This window comes from Cellulosimicrobium sp. 4261 (genome assembly GCF_040546915.1).
GTDB lineage: Bacteria > Actinomycetota > Actinomycetes > Actinomycetales > Cellulomonadaceae > Cellulosimicrobium > Cellulosimicrobium cinnabarinum.
The window spans coordinates 61,519-80,339 of the sequence record NZ_JBEPOQ010000007.1 but is presented as its reverse complement, the minus strand read 5'-3'; the positions used below and the strand labels follow the sequence as shown (position 1 = coordinate 80,339).

The 18,821-nt window shown below is 73.9% G+C and carries 15 protein-coding genes; 8 read left to right on the top strand and 7 right to left on the bottom strand.

Translation table 11 applies throughout. The annotated features are described in order from the left end of the window. Positions 1 to 31 precede the first annotated feature (31 nt). Entirely contained in the window at positions 32 to 574 is a 543-nt protein-coding gene (locus ABIE39_RS11130) for a hypothetical protein (protein ID WP_175008815.1), read from the bottom strand. Positions 575 to 857: 283 nt separating this feature from the next. On the opposite strand from ABIE39_RS11130, the gene ABIE39_RS11125 reads away from it, so the two are divergent. The 3 genes from ABIE39_RS11125 to ABIE39_RS11115 all read left to right on the top strand — a co-directional run bounded on the left by ABIE39_RS11125 (position 858) and on the right by ABIE39_RS11115 (position 5,508). Further along, entirely contained in the window at positions 858 to 2,843 is a 1,986-nt protein-coding gene (locus ABIE39_RS11125; RefSeq protein ID WP_354051755.1) for a penicillin-binding transpeptidase domain-containing protein, read from the top strand. 618 nt (positions 2,844 to 3,461) lie between these two features. After that, complete coding sequence (locus tag ABIE39_RS11120; protein ID WP_502914859.1) at positions 3,462 to 4,808, top strand: dicarboxylate/amino acid:cation symporter; 1,347 nt, start codon at positions 3,462 to 3,464, stop codon at positions 4,806 to 4,808. Positions 4,809 to 4,983: 175 nt separating this feature from the next. Beyond that, positions 4,984 to 5,508 carry a GNAT family N-acetyltransferase gene (locus ABIE39_RS11115; RefSeq protein WP_175008813.1) on the top strand — a complete coding sequence of 175 codons (525 nt, stop codon included), beginning with the start codon at positions 4,984 to 4,986 and terminating at the stop codon, positions 5,506 to 5,508. Between the two features lie 38 nt (positions 5,509 to 5,546). Here the strand turns inward: ABIE39_RS11115 and ABIE39_RS11110 are convergent, their stop codons facing one another. The 4 genes from ABIE39_RS11110 to ABIE39_RS11095 form a co-directional block, all read right to left on the bottom strand. Further along, the gene (locus tag ABIE39_RS11110; protein WP_175008812.1) at positions 5,547 to 6,569 is read right to left on the bottom strand and encodes a TerC/Alx family metal homeostasis membrane protein; all 1,023 of its coding nucleotides are present in this window, start codon (positions 6,567 to 6,569) and stop codon (positions 5,547 to 5,549) included. Between the two features lie 124 nt (positions 6,570 to 6,693). Beyond that, the gene (locus ABIE39_RS11105) at positions 6,694 to 7,206 is read right to left on the bottom strand and encodes an SRPBCC family protein (protein ID WP_175008811.1); all 513 of its coding nucleotides are present in this window, start codon (positions 7,204 to 7,206) and stop codon (positions 6,694 to 6,696) included. Positions 7,207 to 7,353: 147 nt separating this feature from the next. Then, positions 7,354 to 7,818, bottom strand: coding sequence for a hypothetical protein (locus tag ABIE39_RS11100; protein WP_074804699.1), 465 nt, complete (start codon positions 7,816 to 7,818; stop codon positions 7,354 to 7,356). 130 nt (positions 7,819 to 7,948) lie between these two features. Further along, complete coding sequence (locus ABIE39_RS11095; RefSeq protein ID WP_354051754.1) at positions 7,949 to 8,878, bottom strand: quinone oxidoreductase family protein; 930 nt, start codon at positions 8,876 to 8,878, stop codon at positions 7,949 to 7,951. A 177-nt stretch (positions 8,879 to 9,055) separates the two neighbouring features. On the opposite strand from ABIE39_RS11095, the gene ABIE39_RS11090 reads away from it, so the two are divergent. Next, positions 9,056 to 9,439: a TraR/DksA C4-type zinc finger protein gene (locus ABIE39_RS11090; RefSeq protein WP_175008809.1), complete on the top strand. Its 384-nt coding sequence runs from the start codon at positions 9,056 to 9,058 to the stop codon at positions 9,437 to 9,439. A gap of 39 nt (positions 9,440 to 9,478) precedes the next feature. Here ABIE39_RS11090 and ABIE39_RS11085 read toward each other — a convergent pair whose 3' ends face one another. Next, entirely contained in the window at positions 9,479 to 10,243 is a 765-nt protein-coding gene (locus ABIE39_RS11085; protein ID WP_175008808.1) for a glucose 1-dehydrogenase, read from the bottom strand. A gap of 126 nt (positions 10,244 to 10,369) precedes the next feature. Beyond that, complete coding sequence (locus ABIE39_RS11080) at positions 10,370 to 11,023, bottom strand: TetR/AcrR family transcriptional regulator (RefSeq protein WP_354051753.1); 654 nt, start codon at positions 11,021 to 11,023, stop codon at positions 10,370 to 10,372. 176 nt (positions 11,024 to 11,199) lie between these two features. Here ABIE39_RS11080 and gad point away from each other — a divergent pair, with 176 nt between their 5' ends. From gad to ABIE39_RS11060, 4 genes are read left to right on the top strand one after another with little or no spacing between them, the layout of a single operon-like run. Further along, on the top strand, positions 11,200 to 12,606 hold the full coding sequence (gene gad / locus ABIE39_RS11075) for a glutamate decarboxylase (RefSeq protein ID WP_074804711.1): 1,407 nt from the start codon (positions 11,200 to 11,202) through the stop codon (positions 12,604 to 12,606). A gap of 27 nt (positions 12,607 to 12,633) precedes the next feature. After that, positions 12,634 to 14,277, top strand: a complete 1,644-nt coding sequence (gadC, locus tag ABIE39_RS11070) for a glutamate/gamma-aminobutyrate antiporter GadC (RefSeq protein ID WP_175008806.1) — start codon at positions 12,634 to 12,636, stop codon at positions 14,275 to 14,277. Continuing rightward, positions 14,274 to 17,615, top strand: a complete 3,342-nt coding sequence (lysX, locus tag ABIE39_RS11065) for a bifunctional lysylphosphatidylglycerol synthetase/lysine--tRNA ligase LysX (protein WP_354051751.1) — start codon at positions 14,274 to 14,276, stop codon at positions 17,613 to 17,615. The genes gadC and lysX overlap by 4 nt, the downstream gene beginning before the upstream one ends. A 2-nt stretch (positions 17,616 to 17,617) precedes the next feature. After that, a complete protein-coding gene (locus ABIE39_RS11060) occupies positions 17,618 to 18,817 on the top strand; it encodes an alpha/beta hydrolase (RefSeq protein WP_354051749.1) in 1,200 nt (399 codons plus the stop codon). Positions 18,818 to 18,821 lie beyond the last annotated feature (4 nt).

Here is an 18,821-nt window from a genome sequence, read left to right as displayed (position 1 = left end):
TTCTCCTCCTCCTGGGTCCGACGACGCCGGGTCAGGCCGTCGCGGTGGCGGAGACCGTGACGACGAGCGTCCCGGTGGCCCCCTGGTTCGACGGCGCCCAGTCGCTCGGCGCCGTGACGGTGAGCCGGAACTGGTCGCTGGAGGTGCCGCCGGCGGCGTCGAGGGTCGTGGCGAGACCGGAGACGGACGCGGAGGGGTTCGTGGTGAAGGTCGAGCCCGACGCGAAGCGGACGCTGGACGTGAGCGTGGCGCGGACCGAGCTCTCGTTGCGCACCCACAGGTCGATCGTGCGGGTCTGGCCGGGCAGGAGGTCGGCCAGGGCGTCGGACGGCACGACGAGCTCGATCGCGTCCGGGTCGGCCGAGTCCTTCCAGGTGGTCCCGTCCAGCGACCCCTGGAGGTCGAAGGTCGCGGCCGTCGCGGGCGCCGTGAAGAACGCGTTGTCGGTCCAGGCGGCGCTGGTGAGCGCCGCTCCGATGCCGCCGACGGCGAGGGCTGCGAGCCCGAACGCGGCGAAGGCGCGGCGCTTGTCGCGGCGCGGGGCGGGGGTCGTCTCGGGGGTGTGGAGGCTCATGACTCGAAAAGTACGGAGTCCTCCTCAACTCTGGCGCACCGGTTCCTCAGGAAAGGCGCAGGATCACCGCGGGATCGTGGCGAGCACCCGCGCCCACCTCTGCGCACCTGCCGCGGACCGGGGCGCGCGAGCGGAGGAGGGAGCCGTGGTGCGGCTCCGCGGGACGCGGGAGGTGAAGAAGCGGCGGACGAACCGGGCCGGTCCGGCCGTCGGTGCCGGGCACGTCGGTGCCGTCGGGTAGCGTCCGTCTCGTCCCGAACGGCACGGAGCAGGGGAGCAACGAGTGAGCAGCGTCGCGCACGACCACGGTCGGTCCGGCACGCACGGCCGGTGGCGCGGGAGGACCGCCCGCTGGACGACGGCCGCGGCGCTCGTCCCCGTCCTCGCCCTGCCCCTCGCGGCGTGCACCCCCGAGCGCCCGGAGGCGTCCGACGCCGCGGCCGCGCTCGCCGACGCCATCGCGGCGGGAGACGTGAGCGCGCTGGAGTTCCGCAACGGCGCCGCGAAAGACGTCCAGGGGCACCTGGAGGCGGTGCTCGAGCCGCTCGCGCCGTACGAGCGCACGGTCGAGGTGGAGTCGGTGGACGTCGACGAGGAGGGCGACGACGCGGGGGACCGCGCGACGGCGACGCTCGCCTACCGCTGGGAGGTCGGGGGCGACCAGGCCTGGGAGTACACCACCACGGCCGAGCTCACGTTCGCGGAGCCGGGGGAGGGCGAGGACGGCCCGGGCGCCTGGGACGTCGTGTGGGAGCCGGACGTCCTCGTCCCCGAGCTCGGCCAGGGCGGCCGGCTCGCGGTGAGCCGTGTGCCGGCGGTCCGGGCGGGCATCCTCGGCGCCGACGGCGTCCCCATCGTCCAGGACCGTCCCGTCTTCCGGATCGGCGTCGACAAGACGCGCGTGGGCTCGGCCCAGTGGGACGGCGCGGCCCGGGCGCTCGCGAGCGTCGTCGGCCTGGACCCGGAGGAGTACGCGCAGCGGGTCGCGGGCGCCGGCGAGAAGGCGTTCGTCGAGGCCATCACCGTCCGCACGGAGGACACTGCGGGCGTCGACGTCGACGCGGCGCGCGGCATCGAGGGCGTCGCGGTGATCGACGACGAGATCCCCCTCGCCCCGACGCGCGAGTTCGCGCGCCCCCTGCTCGGGCGCGTGGGCGACGCGACGGCGGAGATCGTCGAGGAGTCCGAGGGCGCGGTCGCCGCGGGCGACCAGGTCGGCATCTCGGGCCTCCAGCGGCAGTACGACGAGCAGCTGCGCGGCGTGCCGGGCCTGTCGATCGAGGTCGTGCCGGGCGAGGCGGACGCGGACGCGGAGCCGACCGAGGTGTTCTCCGTCGAGCCGGTGGACGGCGTGCCCCTGAGCACGACGCTGCGCCCGGACATGCAGGTCGCCGCCGAGACCGTGCTCGCCGGGCAGGGGCCGAGCGCGATCGTCGCGATCCAGCCCTCGTCGGGCTCGGTGCTCGCGGCGGCGAGCTCGACCGCGGGCGAGGGGCTCTCGACCGCCACGACGGGCCAGTACGCGCCCGGGTCGACGTTCAAGGTCGCGACGACGCTCGCGATGCTGCGCGCGGGCCTCACCCCGGACACGACCGTCTCCTGCCCGCCCACGCTGACCGTCGAGGGCCGCGAGTTCCAGAACGTGCCCGGGTACCCGACGGCCGCGCTCGGCGACGTGCCGCTGCGGACGGCGTTCGCGAACTCGTGCAACACGGCGATGATCGGGCAGCGGGAGGCCGTGTCGCAGCAGGCGCTGCACGACGCCGCCGCCTCGCTCGGCCTGGGCGTCGAGTCCGAGCTCGGTGCGCCCGCCTTCTTCGGCGACGTCCCGACGGACTCGCAGGGCACCGAGCACGCCGCGTCGATGATCGGGCAGGGCAAGGTCCAGGCGTCGCCGCTCGCGATGGCGACGGTCGCCGCGAGCGTCGCCGCCGGGCGCACCGTCGCCCCGGTCCTCGTCCACCCGGACGTCCAGACCGTCGCCGAGGAGCAGCCCGCCTCGACCCTCACCGAGCAGGAGGCGGCGACGCTGCGCGAGCTCATGCGTGGCGTCGTCACGGACGGCTCGGCGTCGATCCTCCAGGACCTGCCGGGCGAGCCCGGCGCGAAGACGGGCACCGCGCAGTACGGCGACGGCAGCCAGTCCCACGCGTGGATGATCGCGACGCAGGGGGACCTCGCGGTCGCGGTGTTCGTCGAGACGGGAGAGGGTGGCGCCGTCACCGCAGGCCCGCTCATGCACGCCTTCCTCGACGCGCCGAACGCCTGACTCCCCGGTACCCGCCGTGCGCTGGCCGTCGCCCCGGAATAGGCCGGGTCGCCGGACGGTTGTCCACGAGCGGGTATGATCGGTTGCCGCGGGCGTCCGTCTGCCCGCGTCCAGCGAGAACCCACCGTTCCGGGAGAACCTCCGTGTTCGTCAGCGTGCCTGCCTGGCAGCTCACCCAGCGCCGCGACGTCGACCTCCGTCGAGTCGCCAGCGCGCTGTGTCGCTGACCCCCCGTCGCCGCTGACGCCTTCCCGCCTCCGCACACCCGTCAGGACCCCGGGTCGCCTCGCGACCTGAGCCGCTGACGCGCGTGGCGCGCCCCCGTCAGGCCGCAGGCCACCTCCGTGCCTGCGTCCCCGCCCGGGCCGCGCTGCTGCCGGCGCCCCGCGACGACGTCCCGAGCCCCTCTCCCGAGAGCGGGCGCTCGTGCGCCCGCGTCACCCCGAAAGGTCCTCCGTGTCCTCGACCCCCTCGACGGCCTCTCCGCAGGCCGACCCGCAGGCGAAGCAGGCTCCGGCCGCCGCGCCTGCGAAGAAGAAGCGCCGGTTCCCCTCGTTCAGCGTGCAGATCCTGCTCGGTCTCGCGGTCGGCGTCGGGCTCGGTGCCCTCGCGCTCGCCATGGGCCCGCAGGACGCCGCGGGCGACGTCCCCAACGGCCTCACCACGACGCTCGACACGATCGGCTCGTCGTTCGTGACGCTGCTCAAGGCGGTCGTGCCGCCGCTGATCTTCACCGCGATCGTCGCGTCGATCGCGAACCTGCGCACCGTCACCAACGCCGCGCGCCTCGCCGGTCAGACGCTCCTGTGGTTCGCCATCACCGCCGCGATCTCCGTGGCCGTGGGCATCGGCCTGGGCCTGCTGTTCCAGCCGGGCAACCGCGCGTCGGTCTCGCTCGACGCGGCCTCCGAGCCGGGCCGGACCGGTACGTGGCTCGACTTCCTCAACGGCCTCATCCCGGGCAACGTCCTGGGCCTCGGCGCGAGCACGCAGGTCGAGGTGACCGACGCCGGCGCGAGCGCCAGCACGTCGGTGAACTTCAACGTGCTGCAGATCCTCGTCGTCGCGCTCGTCATCGGCATCGCGGCGCTCAAGTCGGGCAAGAAGGCGGACCCGTTCCTCGCGTTCAACCGCTCCGCGCTCGCGATCGTGCAGAAGGTGCTGTGGTGGATCATCCGCCTCGCGCCGATCGGCACCGCCGGCCTCATCGGCTACGCCATCGCGGCGTACGGCTGGACGTCCCTCGCGTCGCTCGCGTGGTTCGCCGTCGCGATCTACGTCGGCCTCGCGGTCGTGCTGTTCGTCGTCTACCCGATCCTGCTGCGCACCAACGGCCTGAAGATCTCGAGCTACTTCCGCGGCGCGTGGCCCGCGATCCAGCTCGCGTTCGTCTCCCGCTCCTCGATCGGCACGCTGCCCGTGACGCAGCGCGTCACCGAGCGCAACCTCGGCGTGCCGAGCGAGTACGCGTCGTTCGCCGTGCCGCTGGCCGCGACCACCAAGATGGACGGTTGCGCCTCGATCTACCCGGCCATCTCCGCGATCTTCGTCGCGCAGATCTTCGGCATCGACCTGTCGATCACCGACTACCTGCTCATCGCGTTCGTGTCCGTCGTCGGCTCCGCCGCGACCGCGGGCCTCACCGGCGCGATCGTCATGCTGACCCTCACGCTCTCGACCGTGGGCCTGCCCCTCGCGGGCGTGGGCCTGCTGCTCGCGATCGACCCGATCCTCGACATGGGCCGCACCGCGGTCAACGTCGCGGGCCAGGCGCTCGTCCCGACGATCGTCGCGAAGCGCGAGGGCATCCTCGACCTCGAGCAGTACGAGGCCGCGACGGCCGAGGACCTCTTCGTGGACGAGGACGACGCGTCGTCCGAGCCGACCACCGTCGCCACGGCGACGGACGAGACGCCGGAGGAAGCGCCGTCGGCGACGAAGGCACCTGTGGGCGCCCCCGCCTGACGCCACGACGACCACCGGGAACGGGGTCGGCGACCGGATCCGAGGGATCCCGGTCGCCGACCCCGTTCTCGTGCCGCCGTGTCATCAGCCTCGGCGCTGGCCCGGGGCCGTCTCCGCATGAGAGCGTCGCGGTGCGTCCCGTGGCTGCCGGACGCGCTGGCGACGAAGGAGAGTGATGACGGTCAGCCAGGCAGAGATCACGTTCGTCCGGCTCGGTGAGGTCCCGCTCCCGGACGTCGTCCGGCTGCTCAACGAACCGCGGAACGCGCGCCACATGCCGCTCGCGGCGACCTTCTCGGAAGAGGCCGCGCGCCGCTGGGTCCGGGAGAAGGACGCGCAGTGGCGCGCGGACGGGTACGGCCCATGGGCGGTGCTCGTCGACGGCGTGCTCGCGGGGTGGGGAGGCTTCCAGGCGGAGGACGGTGTGCCCGACCTCGCTCTGGTGCTCCGTCCCGAGCACTGGGGCCGCGGCGCCGAGATCGCCCGGACCCTGCTCGGGCGGGGGTTCCGCGACCTCGGCCTCACGCGCGTGACCGTCGAGCTCCCGCTCACGAGAAGGCCGGAGCGCGTGCTCGCCCGGTGGGGGTTCGTCCCTGACGGCGAGGCAGTCCACGGCGACGCTGTCTTCCGGCGGTACGTGCTGACCCGTGAGGTGTGGGAAGCCGGCGGTGGCGGCGCGGTCGCGTCGGGCCAGGGGTGACGCGCCGCCCGTCCGCTCGTGCGTGACCGTCGACCGGCTCACCGCCGGACCCTGGACCGGCGGGGGAGCAGCGGCTCGAGGCGCGCCATCTCCTCGACGGTCGCGAGGCGGAACGGCGGCTCGGCCGGCGCGGGCGGCGTCCGGCGTGCCTGGCCACGCGTGGCCACGAGGCTGGCGACCACGGCGGACGTGAGGATCGTCGCGATCACACCCAGCGAGACCACCGTGGGGATGGCGTACAGGTCGATCTTGAGGAGCATCTTGACGCCGACCCACAGCATCACCAGCGCGAGCCCGGTCTTGAGGTGGACGAACCGATGGATGAGGTCGGCAAGCAGGAAGTACAGGGCTCGCAGGCCGAGCAGAGCGAACGCGTTGGCGGTGAAGACGAGGAACGCCTCGTCCGTGACGGCGAAGATCGCGGGGATGGAGTCCACGGCGAACACCAGGTCCGTCACCTCCACGAGCACGAGCACCGCGAGGAGCGGCGTCGCGAGCACGACGCCGCCGGTGCGCACGAGGAGCCGCTGGCCGTGGAACGCGTCGGTCATGGGCACGTAGCGGCGGAAGAGGCGCAGAGCTCGCGACCGGTCGGGGTCGAGGTGCTCGTCCCGCTGCCGCAGCATCCGGTAGCCGGTCCACAGGAGGAAGGCGGCGAAGAGGTAGAGGATCCAGCCAAGGCTGTCGATGAGCGCTGCGCCGGCGGCGATGAAGATCCCGCGGAGCACGAGCGCGCCGACGACGCCGAGGAACAGGACGCGGTGCTGGAGCTCCCGCGGGACGGCGAAGTAGCTGAAGATGATCGCCCAGACGAAGACGTTGTCCACGGCCAAGGACTTCTCGATGAGGTAGCCCGCGAAGTACGCCTGGCCGGCGTCGGCCCCGTACAACCGCCACACGAGGACCCCGAACGCGACCCCGAGCAGCACCCAGGCGGCCGACCACCCCACGGCCTCGCGGACACCGATGACGTGCGCGCGCCGGTGCGCGACCAGGTCCACGAGCAGCATGCCGAGGATCACGCCGATCGACGCGAGCCACACGACAGGTGAGACATCCATGACACGACCTCCGTCGGTGTTCCGAGCGAAGGTCTCTCCCGGCCCGCGGGCCCGACGCCCCGGGTCGTCGCGGAACGACCGGACTGACGAGACGTCGTCGAGGGATACTCCCCTGTGCGTGTGACTACGGTGCGGGAAGGGCTGAGCCGCTGTCAATCCCCGGCGGCACGCGCACCGCGTCGAGCACGACGGGGTCGGCGCACCCGCGCGCGAAGCCGGCGATGCGGCGGTCGACGTCGCGCTGGAGCACCCACGACCCGACACGCTCGGCGACCGGGGCGAGCCAGAGCGGCCGGCACCGGAAGCTGTAGCGCCACGTCGCGCGCGTGCTGCCGGCGGGGTCGGGCGCGAAGCGCCAGCCGCCCGCGAGGTTCTCGAAGAACCACGACCCGCGGACCATGCGCATGCCGACGTTGGTCGGCGGGTTGTACGAGACGTACTCGCTCACCATCGACAGCCCGCTGCGGTGCCGGGTGAAGGTGCGCACGCCCTTCGCGGGCGCGGTCGCTCCGTCGAGGAAGTGCTGGTGGCGGATGAAGGGGTCCCAGCGCAGGCGGACGGCGCCCGTCGTCTGCGAGACGGCGAACGCGGTCGCGGGGTCGACGGGGACCACGAGCGAGGACTCGACGACGGGCATGGTCGGATGGTCCCACGGGCGGCGGCCCCCCGCCGCGCGCCCGGGCGCCCGGACCGAGAGCGGCGCCCGGGCGCGAGAGCGGCCCGGGACGCGAGAACGGCCCGCCCCTCGACGAGGGACGGGCCGTCCGGACCGCGGCGCGTGGCGTCAGGACGCGAACGCGTACCCGGCCTCGACGCACTGGGCGCGGAACGCGTCGAGCGACGCCTGGAGCTTCGACGTGCTGACGGTCTCGCCCTGGACGGCCGCCTCGAAGGGCGCCTTGATCCCGTTGAGGTTCTCCTGGAGCTCCGGGTCGGCGAAGTTCTGCACCGCGGCGATGCGCTCGCGCGTCGTGTAGATCGCGGCGGCGGCGTCCTCGTCGTCGGGCGTGGCGAGCAGCGGCGTCGTCTCGGTGACGAGGCGCTCGGCGGAGTACTCGCCCCCGTAGAAGGTGCTGCACGTCGTGGTGACGGCGACGACGGTCGGCGTGACCTCGGGGGCCGCCTCGGTCGTGGTCTCGGTCGCGGGGGTGGTCGCCGCGTCGTCGCTCGCCGGGTCGGTCGGCGAGGCGCAGGACGCCAGCAGGAGGGCACAGGAGAGCGCCGCGGTGGCGGCAAGGAGCTTACGCATGCTAACGATTCCACACTCTGGCGCATGCGGGGCGCAAGGAGATTCGGGGTGCGCGCGGTCGGGAGCGGCGGAATCCCGCGGCTCGCGGGCCGAGCTTGTGCTCAGCGTCACAACCGAGCGAGGCGGCGCGTCACACCACGTCGAGGACGACCTTCCCCCGCACGTGGCCCGCCGCGACCAGGCGGAGCGCCTCCGCGGCCTCGGCGAGCGGGAACCGGGCCGAGATCTCCGCCCGGAGCCGCCCGTCCTCAGCGAGCGCGAGCACCTCGTCGAGGGCACCCTTCGCGTCGACCTTGTCGGCGATCCCCGCGGCGCGCGAGGCGTCCGTGCCGACGACGGTCACGGCGCTCGGCGGCTCGTCGCCGTCGGCGGGGGAGAGGTGCTCGCCCAGCAGCGCGACGGTCGCGGCGACGGTCTCCTCCGTGCCGACGAGGTCGACGACGACGCTCACCTTGTCCAGGCCGTCGGGCAGCGCGCGGACCGCGTCGACGAGCCCCGGGCCGTACGCGACCGGGGTCGCGCCGAGGTCGCGCACGTAGTCGTGGTTCGCGGGCGAGGCCGTCCCGACGACGCGCGTACCGAGCGCGGTCGCGATCTGCACCGCCGCGGACCCGACGCCCCCGCTCGCGCCGTGCACGAGCACGACGTCGCCCTCGCCCGTGTCGGCCTGCACGAGCGCGGAGAACGCGGTCGCCGCGGCGACGGGCAGCACCGCGGCCTGGTCGAGGGGGACGGACGACGGCTTGCGCCGCACGTGGTCGGCGCGGACGAGCGAGAGCTCGCGCTGCGCCCCCGTGCCGTGCCACACGACCTCGTCGCCGGGGGCGAGGTCCGGGACGTCGGGCCCGACGGCGTCGACCACGCCGGCCGCCTCGAAGCCCAGCACGCCGGGGACGCGGCCACCGAACGAGCCCGCGAGCCGCTTGAGGTCCGCGGGGTTGACGCCGACGACGCGGTTCGCGACGCGCACCTGGCCGGGGCCGGGAGCGCCGATCTCCTCGTCGTCGACCCGCAGGCCCTCGGGCCCGCCGAACTCCTCGAAGACGACGACCGTGCTCATGCCGACCCCCGTGGTCTCGCCGTCGGTCGCCCACCGCGAGGGCGAGTCCGCGCGGTGGCCCCGGGGTGGCCGGGCGGTTCCACTCTTCCATCGCGGACCGCCGCTGTCATGCCGCGGTGATGGGCAGGAGTGCCCGTCCGGGACGGTTTCACCCCGTCCCGAGCGTTGGGGAGGGTGATGACGACACCACCCGAGGGCCCCGGCCACCCGCTCGACCCGCGCCTCGCGCGCGAGCGGCTGCTCGCCGTGCGCGCGGAGGCCTCCGAGCGCCTGCGGGCGCTGCGCGCCGAGGTCGCGGGCATCGTCGAGGCGTCGCGCGACTCCAACGCGGACGACGAGCACGACCCCGACGGCGCGACGATCGCGTTCGAGCGCGCCCAGGTGGACGCGCTCGCGCGCGACGCGGCCGCGCGGGTCGAGGAGGTCGACGCCGCCCTCGCCCGGCTGGACGCCGGGACCTACGGCGTCTGCGCGGCGTGCGGGCAGCAGATCGCCGCCGGGCGGCTGGAGGCACGCCCGACGGCGCGGACCTGCGTCGCGTGCGCGGCCGCGGTGCACTGAGCGACCCCGCCCGCCGCGACCGGGCCCGCCGTGGCCGGGTCAGAGCTGGCCGTGGCCCTTCTTCGACGGGACGCCGGCGATGAGGCCGCCGTCCACGACGAACTCCGAGCCCGTCGAGTACGACGCCTCGTCGCTCGCGAGGAAGACGATCATCCGCGAGACCTCTTCGGGCGCCGCGGGGCGACCGAGCGGGATGAGGAGGTCGTCCGGGTTGAGCGACGCGGTCATGGGTGTCGAGATGAACCCGGGGTGCACCGAGTTGACGCGCACGCCGTACGGGCCGAGGTCGAGCGCCACGGACTTCGTCAGCCCGCGGACGCCGAACTTCGAGGCGACGTAGCCGTGCAGGCCGGCGCTCCCGCGCATGCCCTCGACCGACGAGATGTTGATGATCGACCCCGCGCCGGCCTTCGCCATGATCGGCGACACCGCGCGGATGCCGAGGAACGTGCCGGTGAGGTTGATGTCGATGATCCGGCGCCACGCGGCGACGTCGAACTCCGTGATCGGACCGCCGTTGGCGATGCCCGCGTTGTTGACGAGCACGTCGACGCGCCCGAACGCGTCGAGCGTGGTCGCGACGGCGGCCGCCCACTCGTCCTCGCTCGTCACGTCGAGGTGCACGTAGCGGGCGCCCGGGCCGAGCTCGCGTGCCAGCGCCTCGCCCTTCGCGTCGTCGAGGTCCGCGACGACGACCTTCGCGCCCTCGGCGACGAGGGCGCGCGCGTTCGTGACGCCCATTCCGCCGGTGCCGCCGGTGACGATCGCGACCTTGTTCTGCACCCTTCCGGGAGTGCTGCCCATGGTGGGGCTCCTTTCCTTGCGGGGCACGGCGGCGTCGGCCCGCCTCGTGAGCGGGGGCGTCGTCGCGCGGGTGGTGCGCACCTGCCCGCCCGGGGACCGCGGTCGACCGGCGGAGGGGACGGCTCGTCAGGGCGACGGCGTGGTCCACCAGGCCGGCAGGGCGTCTCGGGCGACCCGCGGGAACAGGCCGGGGTCACGGGGAGCGGGTGTGGCGAGCCACACCTCGAGCGCGCCGACCGTGCCGAAGCCGACGTACGTCGCGAACGCGAGCGCCGCGACGTCGTCGGCCGTCGCTGTGGTCGTGGGTCCGGCCGGGGCTCCCGTCGCGGTGCCGGCCGGAGCCGACGGGAGGAGGCCCGGGTGGGCGTGCAGGTGCTCGACGAGCGTGCCGGTGACGTGGCTCGCGAGCAGCCGGAACAGCGGCGCGCTGAGACCGCCCTCCAGCGCGCGCTCGTAGACGGGGAGGTGGGCCTCGACGTGCACGACGAGCGCGCGGCTCCAGCGGTCGACGACCTCGCGGGAGCGGGCGGCGACGTCGTCGGCCGTCTCGGCGGCCCGGACGTCGGCGAAGAACCGGTCGCGGATCGCGTCGAGCTCGGTGCCGAGCACGCGCGCGAGGAGCTCGGACGGGCTCGACGCGTGGTCGTAGAACGTCACGCGGTTGATCCCGGCGCGGGCCGCGACGGCGGACACCGTGAGCCGGGTGACGTCCTGCTCCGCGGCGAGCGCGAGGATCGCGGTCCGCAGGGCCGCGGCGGTGCGGGCGGTGCGCTTGTCCACGGCCACCTCCTCCGCGTCGTGCCGTGCGCTGTGTCGTCTTCGACGCTACGCCGAGGCAATCACTTAAGCAACAGGTGTTGTCTATCTCACCCGCCCAGAGGCGGTCCCGGGACCGCGGTCGTACCGTCGGGAGAGCGGCCGCAGGTCCGCGGCCACACCAACCCGAGGGGGCGGACATGGTCACGAACACGCGCCGGGCCGAGAGGCACACCGGAGAACCCGACGTCGTCGAGCTCAACCCGGTCTTCGCCAGACCCGGGGAGGCGACGGCGCTGCCCAAGTTCCGCTTCCCCGAGGACGAGTCCCTCCAGGAGACTGCGTACCAGATCGTCCACGACGAGGCGATGCTCGACGGGAACGCGCGGCTCAACCTCGCGACGTTCGTCGGCACGTGGATGGACGAGCACGCCGCGCGGCTGTACCTCGAGGCCGCCGACAAGAACATGATCGACAAGGACGAGTACCCGCAGACGGCGGCCGTCGAGACGCGGTGCTGGACGATGCTCGCCGACCTGTGGCACGCGCCCGACCCGGAGCACACCATCGGGACGTCGACCATCGGCTCGTCCGAGGCGTGCATGCTCGGCGGTCTCGCCCTCAAGCGGCGCTGGCAGCACGCGCGCCGCGCCGCCGGCAAGCCGACCGACCGCCCGAACCTCGTGCTCTCGAGCGCGGTCCAGGTGTGCTGGGAGAAGTTCTGCAACTACTTCGAGGTCGAGGCGCGCTACGTCCCGATCTCCGAGGACCACAAGGTCCTCGACGGCCACGACCTCGAGACGTACGTGGACGAGAACACGATCGGCGTCGTCGCCATCATGGGCGTGACCTACACGGGCATGTACGAGCCGGTCACGCAGATCGCGGCCGCCCTCGACCGGATCCAGGAGTCCACCGGCCTGGACGTGCCCATCCACGTCGACGGCGCGTCGGGCGCGATGATCGCCCCGTTCCTCCAGCCGGACCTCGAGTGGGACTTCCGCGTCCCCCGCGTCGCGTCGATCAACACCTCGGGACACAAGTACGGCCTCGTCTACCCGGGCCTCGGATGGGTCGTCTGGCGCGACACGGAGTCGCTGCCGGAGGATCTCGTGTTCCGCGTGAGCTACCTCGGCGGGGACATGCCGACGTTCGCCCTCAACTTCTCGCGCCCAGGCGCGCAGGTGCTCCTCCAGTACTACCTCTTCCTGCGCCTCGGTCGCACCGGATACGAGGCCGTGCAGCGCACGTCGCGCGACGTCGCGCTCTACCTGTCCGGCGAGATCGCGAAGATGCCGGCGTTCGAGCTGTGGAACGACGGCTCGGACATCCCCGTGTTCGCGTGGCGCCTGCGCGAGGGCCACACGAAGAACTGGGACCTCTACCACCTGTCGGAGCGGCTGCGTACCAAGGGCTGGCTCGTGCCCGCGTACCCCATGCCCGACGACCTCACGGACCTCACCGTCCAGCGCGTCGTCGTGCGCAACGGCTTCAGCCACGACCTGGCGTCCGCGTTCCTCGCGGACCTGCGCGACGAGGTCGCGCTCCTCGACGCCCTCACCGGCCCGATGCCGACCGAGGGCCAGCGCTCCAACTTCCACCACTGACCCGGGCGACCGCGGGAAGGACGGACCATGGCACAGGGGGCAGCACAGGATCCGCCCGGCGGCTCGGGACCTCACGTCCGGGCCGACGGCACGCACGCGCCGACGGCGGCGCACGTCCGGCCGCACCCGTACGGGTCGCCCGGCTCCCGGCAGCCGCCGGGCCACACGGGGCCCGCCATCGGGGCGCCCGCCGCGGGCGCGACGACGTTCATGTCGGTCGTGCAGCTCGCGATGCTCACCGTGGTGGTGGTCGCGTCGCTGCGCTCGCTGCCGGCGATGGCGTCGTACGGGCTCGGCTCGGTGACGCTCTTCATCGTCCCGGCCATCCTCTTCCTCGTCCCGACGGCGCTCGTCGCGGCCGAGCTCGCGACCGGCTGGAAGGGCGGCGTCTTCACGTGGGTGCGCGAGGCGTTCGGCGAGCGCGCCGGGTTCGTCGCGATCTGGCTCCAGTGGATCCAGAACGTCGTCTGGTACCCGACGCAGATCGCGTTCATCGCGGCGAGCCTGTCGTTCGTCGTGGGCGACCCCGGTCTCACGCAGAACGGCCTCTACACGGCCGTCGTGATCCTCGTCCTGTACTGGGGGTCGACGCTCATCACGCTCGCCGGCGGGAACCTGTTCGCCAAGGTCGGGTCGTGGAGCGGCATCTTCGGCACGATCCTGCCCGCCGTCCTGCTCATCGTGCTCGGCGCGGTCTGGCTCGGCACCGGCGAACGCTCGGAGACGACGCTCGAGGCGTCCGCCGTCATCCCGCCGTGGACCGGGATCGCGTCGATCGTGCTCATCGTCTCGAACGTGCTCGCGTACGCGGGCATGGAGGTCAACGCGGTGCACGCGAACGACCTGCGCAACCCCGGGCGCGGCTTCCCGCGCTCGATCGCCATCGCGACCGTGCTGATCCTCGGTGTCTTCATCCTCCCGACGCTCGCGATCTCCGTGGCCGTCCCGAAGTCCGCGCTCGGCGTGACCGACGGCATCAACCTCGCGTTCAAGGCGTTCTTCGACCACTGGGGCATGAGCTGGGGCACCCCGGTCATCTCGCTCCTCATCGCTCTCGGAGCGTTCGCGTCGGTCGTCACGTGGATCGCCGGGCCGTCGCGCGGCCTGCTCGCCGCGGCCCGGACCGGTCTGCTGCCGCCCGCGCTCCAGCGCCGCAACAAGGCGGGCGTCCAGGTCGGCATCCTCGCGGTGCAGGGCGGGATCGTCACGCTGCTCGCGCTGCTCTTCGTGCTCGTGCCGAACGGCAACACCGCGTTCATCGCGCTGGTGGACATGGCGGCGGCGCTCTACCTCGTGATGTACATGCTCATGTTCGCCGCGGCGATCCGGCTGCGGCGCACCAAGCCGGACGTCGTCCGCACCTACCGCACGCCCGCGATGCGGTTCGTCGCGGGGCTGGGGTTCGTCGCGTGCGCGGCCGCGTTCGTGCTCGCGTTCGTCCGCCCGTCCGGCTTCAGCGGTCTGTCCGAGACCGCCTACCCGATCGTGGTCGCCGGGGTCGTCGTGGTGCTCGGCGGCCCGCCGCTCCTCTTCTACGCGCTGCGGCGGCCCGCGTGGGACCGTCGTACCGCGGCGGAGCGGCAGACCGCCGACGACGTCCTCGTCAACCCGCCGGCGCAGCCCGCGCCGGCGCCCGCCCGCACCCTGCACGACCCCGAGGAGACCACGTGACGGGTACCACCACCGTCGGGCGCGAGACGCCCACCCCGGACGGCGGACGGCGCACCCCAGCGCCGCCCGCCGTCGCGTCGCCCTGGGCCGAGACGGTCGCGCGCTGGGGCGGCCGCATCCTCCAGGTCTACGCGGTGTGGCTCCTCGTGGCGCTGATCCTGCGCCCCGTCGCGCACCACGCCGAGCGCCCGGTCGCCGAGGTCCTGTCGGTCACGAACGTCCCGTCGTACCCGTCGCTGTTCTCCGCGGTCGTGGTCGGGCTCGTCGCGAGCGGCTTCCTGCGCCGGCAGCGGGCGGCGCTGTGGTTCGTCGTCCTGGTGTGGCAGCTCCCGTCCGCTCTCGTCATGCTGCTCGCGGTCGTGCTCGACCGGGTCGACCCCGCGGCGGGCGTGCTCGACGGCGTGCACTGGACGGCGTACGCGGGCGGCGTCTTCGGCCTCGTCCTCGTCGTGGTGCTCGTCGCCGCGCGCCGCGCGTTCCCCGCGCGCATCGCCCGGGGGGCGTGGTGGTCGGCGGGCCTCGTCCTCGTGCTCGGGCTGGCGGTCGCCACCGGGGTCGTGTGGGCGCTGCTCCAGGTCGTGCCGTCGAGCCTCGCCGACCAGTCGGCGCGGCTCGGGTGGGCGCTGAGCGTCTCGGTCGGGCTGTCCCCCCACGAGGAGCCGTTCGCGATCGACGGCGTCGCGCCGGGCTGGCTCGCGCTCGTCGGCGGCCTGCTCGCGGGCGCCGCGCTGCTGCTCGCGGTGCTCGTGTTCCTGCGGACCGGCCCGCGCGACGCCGCGCGCTCCCCGGACGAGGAGCTCGCGGTGCGCCGTCTGCTCCTGGAGCACCCGAGCGACGACTCGCTGGAGTACTTCGCGACGCGCGACGACCGCGACGCCATCTTCTCCGGCGACGGCCGCGCCGCCGTGTCGTACCGCGTGGTGAGCGGGGCGCTGCTCGCGGCGGGCGACCCGCTCGGGGACCCGGCGTCGTGGCCCGACGCGATCGAGCGCACGCTCGCGTACGCGCGGCGCCACGGGTGGGCGCCGGGCGTGCTCTCCGCGAGCGAGAAGGGCGCGCGCGCCTACCGCGACGCCGGGCTCGCGGTCCTCACGATGGGGGACGAGGCGATCGTCGAGACGCGTTCCTTCGACCTCGCGTCCCCGTCGATGCGGTCCGTGCGCCACGCCGTCGCGCGGCCGCAGCGCGAGGGGTACACCGTGCGGCTGCGGCGCCAGCGCGAGATCCCGGCCGACGAGCTCGCGGCGCTGGCGCAGGCCGCCGACGCCTGGCGGCACGGCGAGGACGAGCGCGGCTTCTCGATGGCCCTCGAGCGACTCGGGAGCCCGCGCGACCCGCGCGTGCTCGTCGTCACCGCGCACGACCGCGACGGTGAGCCCCGCGGCCTGCTCACGTTCGTCCCGTGGGGGCGCAAGGGCGTCTCGCTCGACTACATGCGCCGGTCCCCGGACGCGGTCCCGGGCGTCACGGAGCTCATGATCTCGACGCTCGCGAGCGAGGGCGCGGGCATGGCGATCGACCGGGTCTCGCTCAACTTCGCGATGTTCCGGGGCCTGATCGAGCAGGGCGAGTCGGTCGCGGCGAGCCCTTTCCAGCGCTTCGTGCGCCGCCTCGTCCTCGTGGCGTCGCGCTGGTGGCAGCTCGACCAGCTGTACCGCTCGAACCAGAAGTACGAGCCCCGCTGGCGCGCGCGCTACCTCTGCTACGCCGCCCCCGCCCAGCTCACGTCCGTGTCGCTCGCGGCGGGGCAGGCCGAGGGCTTCGTGCCGCAGTGGCCCGGCGCGCGCGGCGGGACCGGGAACCAGCAGGTCGCGACGGCCGACGCCGTCCTGGGCTCGGCCGTGCGCGAGCAGGAGGACGAGCTCCTCGCGCTCGACGTCCCGACCCGCCGGCTCACCGACCAGGAGCGCGCCCGCCGGGCGAAGCTCGACGTGCTGGCGGCGGCGGGCATGCCCGCGTACCCCGTGGCCGTGCCGCGCACGCACCGGCTCGCCGACGTCGACGAGCTGCTGCTCGGGCACGACGTGTCCGTCTCGGGGCGCGTCGTGCGGCTCCGCGACCTCGGGGGCGTGGTGTTCGCCGTCCTGCGCGAGGAGAACCGCGAGCGCCAGGTGATGCTCACGGCCGACGGCGCCGCCGACCTCGCGCTCTGGCGGCGCGTCGTGGACCTCGCGGACCAGGTGAGCGTCACGGGGACCGTCGCGCGCAGCCGGACGGGGGAGCTGTCCGTGCACGCGGCGTCGTGGGTCATGGCGTCGAAGTCGCTCAAGGCGCCGCCGGACAAGTTCCGCGGGCTCGCCGACCCGGAGACGCGCATGCGCCTGCGCCACGTCGACCTCGCGCTCGACACGCGGTCGTCCGTGACGCTCCGCGGTCGCTCCGCCGCCGTGCACGCGCTGCGCTCGTCGCTCGTCGAGCGCGGCTTCATCGAGGTCGAGACGCCGATCCTGCAGCGCGTGCACGGGGGCGCCAACGCGCGCCCGTTCCGCACGCACATCAACGCCTACGACATGGACCTGTACCTGCGCATCGCCCCCGAGCTGTTCCTCAAGCAGCTCGCGATCGGCGGGATCGAGCGCGTCTTCGAGCTGGGCCGCAACTTCCGCAACGAGGGCGCCGACGCGACGCACAACCCGGAGTTCACGTCGCTCGAGGCGTACCAGGCGTTCGGCGACTACACGACGATGCGCCACCTCACGCGCGAGCTCGTCGTCGCGGCGGCGGTCGCGGTGCACGGCGACGCCGTGTCGCGCCGGCCCGACGGCACCGAGGTCCGGCTCGACGGCGAGTGGCCGGTGGTCACCGTGCACGACGCGGTCTCGCGCGCCGTCGGAGCCGAGGTCACCCCGGACACCCCCGACGCGGAGCTGCACGCCCTGTGCGCGCGGCTCGGTATCGAGGTGGGCGAGGACGAGACGCACGGCGCGGTGGTCAACGAGATGTACGACCGTCTCGTCGAGGGCCAGACCGTCGAGCCGACGTTCTACACCGACTTCCCGGTCGAGACGTCGCCCCTCACGCGCGTGCACCGTCACGACCCGCGCCTCGCGGAGCGGTGGGACCTCGTCGCGTTCGGTGCCGAGCTCGGCACGGCGTACTCGGAGCTCATCGACCCGATCGACCAGCGCGAGCGGTTCACGCAGCAGTCCCTCCTCGCGGCGGCGGGCGACCCGGAGGCCATGGAGATCGACGAGGACTTCCTCTCGGCGCTCGAGTTCGCCATGCCGCCGACCGGCGGTCTCGGGCTCGGCGTCGACCGCATCTACATGACGATCATCGGGGCGTCGATCCGCGAGACGCTCGCCTTCCCGTTCGTGAAGCCCCAGCGCCGGTCCTGACCGTGGCGGCCGGCCTCCCCGTCCCCGACACCGACCCGGCCCTGCCCGCGGCCGTCCTGCGCGAGCTGCAGCCCGCCGAGACGTACCTCATGAGCTACCCGCTCGCCGTCGTGCTCGCGGTGCTCGGGGCGGGAACGGTGGCGTGGGCCGTGGTCCGCGCGCGGCGCAGCGCCCGGGCGCTCCGCGAGCGGCAGGCCCGGGGCGAGGAGGCGCGGCGGCGGCGGCGCTCGCGCGTCGCGACGGCGGCTCTCGCGACGCTCGGTGCGCTGTCGTTCGTGCTGGGGCTGGCGGTCGGTGCCAACGCCTACTCCGGATACGTCCCGACGTGGGGGGCCGCCCGGGTGCAGCTCGTCGCGCTGGGTCTGGCCGACCTGTCGGCCGACGCGCCGGGCGGCGCGTACCGGGGCCAGGTGCGGACGCTCCCGATCCCGGGGACGGCGGCGGAGCAGATCGCGGACGAGGACGCCTGGGTGTACCTCCCGCCGGGGTTCGACCCCGACGGCTCGACCCGGTACCCGGTCGTGTACCTCATCCACGGGTCGCCCGACGACCCGAGCAGCTGGTTCGCCGCCGGACGGGTGCCGCGCACGATGGACGTGCTCGTCCGGCGCGGGCTCGTCGACCCGATGATCGTCGTCGCGCCCACGGTCAACGGCACGGGGCCGGGCGGGCTGGACACCGAGTGCCTCGACTCGACGACGGGCGGCGAGCAGGTCGAGACGTACCTGACGACGACCGTCGTGGACACCGTCGACGCGACGTACCCGACGCTCGCGGACCGCGAGCACCGCGTGATCGGCGGCATGTCGTCGGGCGGGTTCTGCGCGCTCAACGTGGGTCTGCGGAACCTCGACCGGTACGGGACGATCCTCGCGATCGAGCCCTACGGGAACCCTGGACCCGGTCCCGAGCGGACGATGCTCTCGACGCAGGCGGAGATCGACGCGAACACCCCGACGACCTACCTGCCCACCATGACGTTCACGCACCCGATGCCGGTCTTCCTCGACTCGGGCGCGGACGCGCCGCAGGAGGCGCTCACGACGGTGCGCCGGATGGCGCAGGACCTCGAGGACCAGGGCCAGACCGTCGAGCTCCGCGAGGAGCCCGGCCAGGCGCACACGTGGGCCATGGCCGCGACCGCGCTCCCGTACGGGCTGGTGTTCGCGCAGCGGCAGATGGCGGGCCCGGGCGGCGGCTGACGCC